The sequence below is a fragment of the Pseudomonas sp. BF-B-15 genome, assembly GCF_019946675.1.
GTDB classification, from domain to species: domain Bacteria; phylum Pseudomonadota; class Gammaproteobacteria; order Pseudomonadales; family Pseudomonadaceae; genus Aquipseudomonas; species Aquipseudomonas migulae.
Map to the genome: position 1 here is coordinate 1 of NZ_JAGYFZ010000176.1, position 6,126 is coordinate 6,126.

Genomic DNA, 6,126 nt, shown 5'->3' on the forward strand with positions numbered 1-6,126 from the left:
TGCTTTTGATTCCCACCACTCATCAGGCCGAGCGTTAGCTCGCCTTCCGCTTTTGATCTGAGCGCCCCCTCGAGAGGCCGAGCGCAGGTTCTGCGCAGTGGGCAACCCGGCATGGATGCCGGGTTAGCCGCCCCCGGCCATGGATGGCCGATGGCGGCGGGCCCACGGAGCAGGACCGGAGCGAGGGCATGCCGAGCCACAGCGAGGCACCGAACGAAAGGGGCAAGAGCCCTTGGTTACTTGGGGCTCTTCCAAGTGACTCGCCGTAAGGGCGAAACCGATAGCCGCCGTTACCAAAAGAACGGATATGTACTCCGACCGAAAACAGAGTCTGGATCTTAGTAAGCCATCGCCGGCAAGCCGGCTCCTACAGTTGATCGGTGTACGGCCGCTCCGAAAACACACCGGGCCTTTTCGGCCAAGCGGGCTGCCGTTTCCGGCCGTTTGCCGTTATACTCGCCGGCTTTCAAAAGTTCGCCAACGAGTGCTGCCCGCCATGGAAATCAACCCGATCCTTAACACCATCAAGGACCTGTCCGAGCGCTCCGAAACTATTCGGGGGTATCTTTGACTACGATCAAAAGCACGAGCGTCTGACCGAAGTCAATCGCGAGCTTGAAGATCCGAGCGTCTGGAACAAACCTGAATATGCCCAGGAGTTGGGCCGCGAGCGCTCTGCGCTGGCACAGATCGTCGATACCCTGGACGAGCTGAACACCGGTCTGGCCGATTGCCGCGACCTGCTGGACATGGCCGTCGAAGAAAACGACGAAGGCGCAGTGGGCGATGTCGTCGCCGAGCTGGCCCGTCTCGAGGAAAACCTCGCCAAGCTTGAATTCCGCCGCATGTTCAGCCATGAAATGGACCCGAACAACGCCTACCTGGACATCCAGGCCGGCTCCGGTGGCACCGAGGCCCAGGACTGGGCCAACATCCTGCTGCGCATGTACCTGCGCTGGGCTGACAAACGCGGCTTCGACGCCACCATCATGGAACTGTCGGCCGGTGAAGTCGCCGGCATCAAGGGCGCGACCGTGCACATCAAGGGCGAATACGCCTTTGGCTGGCTGCGTACCGAGATCGGCGTACACCGCCTGGTGCGCAAGAGCCCGTTCGACTCCGGCAACCGTCGTCACACTTCGTTCTCGGCGGTTTTCGTCTCGCCAGAGATCGACGACAAGGTGGAAATCGAAATCAACCCGGCAGACTTGCGGATCGACACCTATCGCTCCTCCGGTGCCGGTGGTCAGCACGTAAACACCACCGACTCGGCCGTACGTATCACCCACGTACCGACCAACACCGTGGTCAGCTGCCAGAACGAACGTTCCCAGCACGCCAACAAGGACACCGCCATGAAAATGCTGCGGGCCAAGTTGTACGAGCAGGAAATGCAGAAGCGCAACGCGGCGTCCCAGGCGCTGGAAGACACCAAGTCCGATATCGGCTGGGGTCATCAGATCCGTTCTTATGTACTCGATGCCTCGCGCATCAAGGATCTGCGCACTAACATCGAGCGCAGTGACTGCGACAAGGTACTCGACGGTGATATCGATGAATACCTCGAAGCGAGCCTGAAGTCGGGCTTGTAAGCAATGCAATACGGGATCGGCTGACACCCCCCGATCCCCTGTAGGAGCCAGCTCGCTGGCGATCCCCGGCCGCAGGCCGGGGGCAACGAACCAGATGGAATATCTAAAGACATGAGCGACCTAGAACTCGACCCGCAAGCCCTGCAACAGGAAGAAAACTCCCTGATCGCCCTGCGCAAGGAAAAGCTTGCTGCCGAGCGCGCCAAGGGCAATGCCTTCCCGAACGACTTCCGCCGCGAAAACTACTGCGAAGACTTGCAGAAACAGTACGTGGACAAGACCAAGGAAGAGCTCGCAGAGGCTGCAATCCCGGTCAAGGTTGCCGGTCGCATCATGCTCAACCGTGGCTCGTTCATGGTGATCCAGGACATGACCGGTCGCATCCAGGTCTACGTCAACCGCAAGACCCTGTCCGAAGAAACCCTGGCCGCGGTGAAAACCTGGGACATGGGCGACATCATTGCCGCCGAAGGCACCCTGGCCCGTTCCGGCAAGGGCGACCTGTACGTTGAAATGACCAGCGTGCGCCTGCTGACCAAATCCCTGCGCCCGCTGCCGGACAAGCACCACGGCCTGACCGACACCGAACAGCGCTATCGTCAGCGTTACGTTGACCTGATCGTCAACGAAGACGTGCGCCAGACCTTCCGCGTGCGTTCGCAAGTCATCGCCCACATCCGCAGCTTCCTGATGCAGCGTGACTTCCTGGAAGTGGAAACGCCGATGCTGCAAACCATTCCGGGCGGTGCGGCGGCCAAGCCGTTCGAAACGCACCACAACGCGCTGGACATGGAAATGTTCCTGCGTATTGCGCCTGAGCTGTACCTCAAGCGTCTGGTGGTTGGCGGCTTCGAGAAAGTGTTCGAGATCAACCGCAACTTCCGTAACGAAGGCGTTTCGACCCGTCACAACCCTGAATTCACCATGTTGGAGTTCTACCAGGCTTACGCCGACTACGAAGACAACATGGACCTGACCGAGGAACTGTTCCGCGAGCTGGCGCAGCTGGTTCTGGGCAGCACCGACGTGCCGTACGGCGACAAGGTGTTCCACTTCGGCGAACCGTTCGTGCGTCTGTCGGTGTTCGATTCGATCCTCAAGTACAACCCTGAGCTGACTGCCGATGATCTGAACGACATCGACAAGGCCCGCGCCATCGCCAAGAAAGCCGGCGCCAAGGTGCTGGGCTTCGAAGGCCTGGGCAAATTGCAGGTGATGATTTTCGAAGAGCTGGTCGAGCACAAGCTGGAGCAGCCGCACTTCATTACCCAGTACCCGTTCGAAGTGTCGCCGCTGGCCCGTCGCAACGACGACAACCCGAACGTCACCGACCGTTTCGAATTGTTCATCGGTGGCCGTGAAATCGCCAACGCCTACTCCGAGTTGAACGACGCGGAAGACCAGGCCGAGCGCTTCATGGCGCAGGTGGCCGACAAGGACGCCGGCGACGACGAAGCCATGCACTACGACGCCGACTTCGTTCGCGCGCTGGAGTACGGCATGCCGCCAACGGCCGGTGAAGGCATCGGCATCGACCGTCTGGTGATGCTGCTGACCAACTCCCCGTCGATCCGCGACGTGATCCTGTTCCCGCACATGCGGCCGCAAGCGTAAATGTTTCAATTAAAAAGCCGCCTATAACAGGCGGCTTTTTATTGCCTGTCTGGTACAAACGTATCAATTGGTTACTTTTGAAATGAGAGAGGAATTCCTGTCGTGAACCGTGCAATGGCTCAAGAAGGTGCAGCGGGTATCGCCACTGCGGTCGCTGAAAGTGTTCAGTACCAGGGCCGCAAGGCCAGCCGTCAGGGCAGCGAGCAGCGTCGACAGGACATTCTCGATGCGGCCATGCGCATTGTCGTGCGCGATGGCGTGCGGGCCGTGCGTCACCGTGCGGTTGCCGCAGAAGCGGGTGTGCCACTGTCGGCCACCACTTACTATTTCAAGGACATCGATGACTTGCTCACCGATACCTTTGCCCAATATGTGGAACGCAGCGCGGCGTTCATGGCCAAGTTGTGGGTGAACAATGAAGGGTTGCTGCGCGAGATGGTCGTCAGCGGCGACGGCAGCCCCGAGTCGCGCTCGCAACTGGCGGACGACATTGCACGGTTGATGGCGGACTATGTTCACCGGCAACTGATCAACCGTCGCGAACACCTGATGGCCGAACAGGCGTTCCGTCAGGAAGCGCTGCTGAACCCGCGCCTGGCGGAACTGGTGCGCTCGCATCAGCAGATTCTCCTGCAGGGTACGTGTCAGCTTTTCCAGGTTTTGGGTTCCCGTGAGCCACACCAGGATGCCAAAGTGTTGACGGCGATTATCGGACGGATGGAATATCAGGGGCTGCTCAACGACGCCGAGCCTGACGCCGAAGCTGAAATGCTCGGTATCCTGACGCGGTATATGCACTTGGTACTGGCGTCGGTGTGATCCTGCGATGAACCGCGACCTGTAGGAGCGAGGCTTGCCCGCGAAGGCGATTTAACATTCAACAGATGATGTGTTGACTGACACATCGCCTTCGCGGGCAAGCCACGCTCCTACAGGGACAGTGAGCATTCGGGGACTGTGTTCATAGGGAGTATTGAATGAAAGCCTGGCGCGTCGTTGTGATCGCCTTGTCGATCCTGCTGCTCAGTGGCTGTCTGGTGACCTTCAGGGAGCCATTGCCCACGAGCGACCCCGCGCCCAAAGGATTACTCGGCAAATGGACCAGCACCAACGCCTGGGGCGAGCCGCTGAATCTGGAGCTGACGCGCATCGGCGAAAATCGCTATCAGGCGGTCAGCTACTTCAAGGCCAAACCCAAGGAACGCGAAGCCTATCCCTTCACCGTCTCGCGCCATGGCAACCGCTGGTACCTGTCGGCAAAAGTCCCGGCGCAGTTTGGCGGGCATTTCACCATTGCCGGTTTCGAACTCACCGACAAGCATGAACTGGTGGTCTACAACCTCGACCTCGAGCAGATCAACCAGGCCCTGGGGCAAAAAGTCCTCAGCGGAGAAGGTTTCCAGACCGACGACGGTGACGGCGTGCTGATCAACACACGCATGGACCAGGTCTTCGCTTACCTCGACGATCCGGCCAATTCCGATGTCTTCGTCGAAGCCGTGCGCTATCAGCGCCTGGCCAAAGCCAAATAAACCCAGCACATAACGGTTTTTCTACAGGAGTTTCGGGTGGACGATTACCAGCAGACGATACGCATGTTGTCCGATCGCATTGTGCTGGCGCAGACGCCGATTCGCGTCCTGGATGCGGTGAAGTGGGACGACAGCATCCGCAAGGGTTTCCTCAAGGCCAAGGGCAAGGAAATGCCGGCGGTGGACCGTGATTACTACCTGAACCGGCCGCTGTCCTTCGACTCCAGCAAAGTGAAACTGGAATTCCAGAACATCGAGCGCGACATCACCCGTCAGCTTGGCCAGTTCAACCCGGTCGGCCAGATCATGCGGCGCATGTGCAAGGAATACCGGATGGTGGTGCGCATGCTTGAAGCGCGCGGCACAGAAGATTTCGGCCTGATTTCCCAGGAGTTGTATGGCGCGGCATCCGATGCGTTTCACGCCGGTGACCCGACCCTGTCCGACCTCGGCCTGATGCTCTCCGATTATTTGAACAACATCGATGGTCGTGGTGACCTGAAGGACGAGCCGAAAATCCTCACCGCCAAGGACGCCGTGCATTTGTTGCAAACCCGGCTGAGCAAAGTGTTTGGCGAGGCCGAGGAAACCATTCGGGTGTTCGAGTCCGACGGCATCGTCGCCGATGCGGCGGCCGGCGCCGACTACATCAAGATCCGCACCGACGCGATGTTCAACGAGCGTGACGTGCGGGCGTTGGAGGTCCATGAAGGGCTGGTGCATGTCGGCACTACGCTCAACGGTCTGAACCAGCCGATCTGCACCTTCCTGTCCAAGGGGCCGCCCTCGTCGACGGTGACCCAGGAAGGTTTGGCGATCCTGATGGAAATCATCACCTTCGCCTCTTACCCGAGCCGCCTGCGCAAACTGACCAACCGCACCCGCGCCATTCACATGGTGGAGGAGGGCGCGGACTTCCTGCAGATCTTCGAGTTCTTCCGCGAGCAGGGCTTTGAAATGGCGGAAAGCTACGGCAACGCCAGTCGGGTTTTCCGTGGTTCGGTGCCGAACGGTCTGCCATTTACCAAAGACTTGTCCTACCTCAAGGGCTTTATCATGGTTTACAACTACATTCAGTTGGCCGTGCGTAAAGGCAAACTTGAGCAAGTGCCGCTGCTGTTTTGCGGCAAGACTACGCTGGAAGACATGCGCACCTTGCGCCAGTTGGTGGACGAAGGCCTGGTGGTACCGCCGAAATACCTGCCGGAACAGTTCCGCGACATGAACGCGCTGTCGGCGTGGATGTGCTTCTCCAACTTCCTGAACCACCTGAGCCTGGACCGGATCGAAGCGGATTACTCCAACATCCTCTAATCAACACATACCTTGTAGGAGCGAGGCTTGCCCGCGAAGGCGTTGTGTCAGTCAACATGCCTGTTGAATGTTAT

At 59.1% G+C, this 6,126-nt stretch carries 5 protein-coding genes; all 5 read left to right on the plus strand.

What is annotated here, in order from left to right:
* The first annotated feature begins 496 nt into the window (after positions 1-496).
* The 5 genes from prfB (at position 497) to KGA97_RS28785 (ending at position 6,052) form a co-directional block, all read left to right on the plus strand.
* A protein-coding gene (gene prfB / locus KGA97_RS28765; protein WP_157214382.1) for a peptide chain release factor 2 occupies positions 497-1,592 on the plus strand; the annotation gives its coding sequence in 2 pieces (ribosomal slippage) (positions 497-568 and positions 570-1,592; 1,095 coding nt in all).
* A gap of 111 nt (positions 1,593-1,703) precedes the next feature.
* Complete coding sequence (gene lysS, locus KGA97_RS28770; protein WP_008034198.1) at positions 1,704-3,206, plus strand: lysine--tRNA ligase; 1,503 nt, start codon at positions 1,704-1,706, stop codon at positions 3,204-3,206.
* A gap of 102 nt (positions 3,207-3,308) precedes the next feature.
* Positions 3,309-4,025 carry a TetR/AcrR family transcriptional regulator gene (locus KGA97_RS28775; protein ID WP_008034197.1) on the plus strand — a complete coding sequence of 239 codons (717 nt, stop codon included), beginning with the start codon at positions 3,309-3,311 and terminating at the stop codon, positions 4,023-4,025.
* Positions 4,026-4,183: 158 nt separating this feature from the next.
* Positions 4,184-4,738 carry a hypothetical protein gene (locus tag KGA97_RS28780; RefSeq protein WP_192417890.1) on the plus strand — a complete coding sequence of 185 codons (555 nt, stop codon included), beginning with the start codon at positions 4,184-4,186 and terminating at the stop codon, positions 4,736-4,738.
* Between the two features lie 63 nt (positions 4,739-4,801).
* On the plus strand, positions 4,802-6,052 hold the full coding sequence (locus KGA97_RS28785) for a flavohemoglobin expression-modulating QEGLA motif protein (protein ID WP_177318173.1): 1,251 nt from the start codon (positions 4,802-4,804) through the stop codon (positions 6,050-6,052).
* The last annotated feature ends 74 nt before the right edge of the window (positions 6,053-6,126 follow it).

Coding starts and splice junctions, on each gene's coding strand:
- lysS (WP_008034198.1), top strand. CDS start 1,704: ATGAGCGACCTAGAACTCGACCCGCAAGCCCTGCAACAGGAAGAAAAC.
- KGA97_RS28780 (WP_192417890.1), top strand. CDS start 4,184: ATGAAAGCCTGGCGCGTCGTTGTGATCGCCTTGTCGATCCTGCTGCTC.
- KGA97_RS28785 (WP_177318173.1), top strand. CDS start 4,802: ATGTTGTCCGATCGCATTGTGCTGGCGCAGACGCCGATTCGCGTCCTG.